The organism is Phyllobacterium sophorae (assembly GCF_003010965.1).
Lineage (GTDB): Bacteria > Pseudomonadota > Alphaproteobacteria > Rhizobiales > Rhizobiaceae > Phyllobacterium > Phyllobacterium sophorae.
On record NZ_PGGM01000041.1, the window covers coordinates 1 to 1241 of the forward strand.

At 57.1% G+C, this 1241-nt stretch carries 1 protein-coding gene; it reads left to right on the forward strand.

What is annotated here, in order from left to right; all coding sequences use genetic code 11:
• Positions 1 to 63 precede the first annotated feature (63 nt).
• A protein-coding gene (locus CU103_RS30935) for an IS3 family transposase (RefSeq protein ID WP_106667833.1) occupies positions 64 to 1211 on the forward strand; the annotation gives its coding sequence in 2 pieces (ribosomal slippage) (positions 64 to 313 and positions 313 to 1211; 1149 coding nt in all).
• Positions 1212 to 1241 lie beyond the last annotated feature (30 nt).

Consider the following 1241-nt stretch of genomic DNA (forward strand, 5'->3'; position numbering starts at 1 on the left):
TGGCCTGCTGCCGGTTTCATAGACACTGAGTTAAGGTGTTCTGCGTGAAACCGGAGAGTATGAATGCAAAGACGAAAGTTCAGCCGCGAATACAAGCTTGAAGCGGTGAAGCTGGTGAAGGAGCGTGGTGTCGCTGTTGCACAGGCTGCCCGCGACCTCGATGTCCACGAGAATGTACTGCGCAAATGGATCAGGGAGCATGGCTCCGATCCGGTCCAGTCCTTTCCAGGGCATGGACAGATGAAGCCGGAACAGCTTGAGATCGAACGGCTGCGGCGCGAGGTCGCGAAGCTGAAGGCGGAGCGCGATATTCTAAAAAAGGCCGCAGCCTACTTTGCAAGGGACGCGATATGAAGTTTGCGTTTATTGCAAAGCACCGTTCGATCTGGCCGGTGGCATGGCTCTGCGAAGCGCTGGGGGTTTCTCGTTCCGGCTTCCATGCCTGGCTCAATCGCTCGCCGAGCGACCATGCCCGCTACGATGAGGTTCTGCTGGACAAGATTGGGCAGAGTTTCAAGTACAGCGACAGAACCTATGGTGCCCGGCGTGTCTGGCATGATGTGCTGGCTGAAGGCTTGTCGTGCGGTCTTCATCGCATTGAGCGGCTGATGCGTCAGAACGCGCTCCGAGCGAGACCACGGCGGCGCGGTCTGCCGAAAGATGCCGGCGACCGATCTGTCATCATGCCCAACGTCCTGGATCGCCAGTTCGCAGCCGACCGACCGAACCAGAAATGGGTGGCCGACTTCACCTATATCTGGACGGCCGAAGGCTGGCTTTATGTTGCCGCCGTCATCGACCTGTTCTCACGCCGTGTCGTCGGCTGGTCGATGAATGCGAATATGACGGCGCAGCTCGTCACCGACGCCCTCATCATGGCGATATGGCGCAGAGGAAAGCCGGATGCGCTGTTGCATCATTCCGATCAGGGCAGCCAATACACCAGCGAACAGTTCCAGCGCCTGATGGGCGATCACGGCATCACCTGCTCCATGAGCAGATCGGGGAACGTCTGGGATAACGCAGCGATGGAAAGCTTCTTCTCATCACTGAAAACGGAGAGAACGGCACGAAAGGTTTATCGGACAAGAAATGATGCAAGGGCGGACGTATTCGATTACATCGAGCGCTTCTACAACCCAAGGCGTCGCCACTCAACACTGGGCTATCTCAGCCCGAACGATTTTGAAACCAAGGTGGGATTAGCTTAACCTCGTGTCCGAAAAACCGGCAGCAGGCCA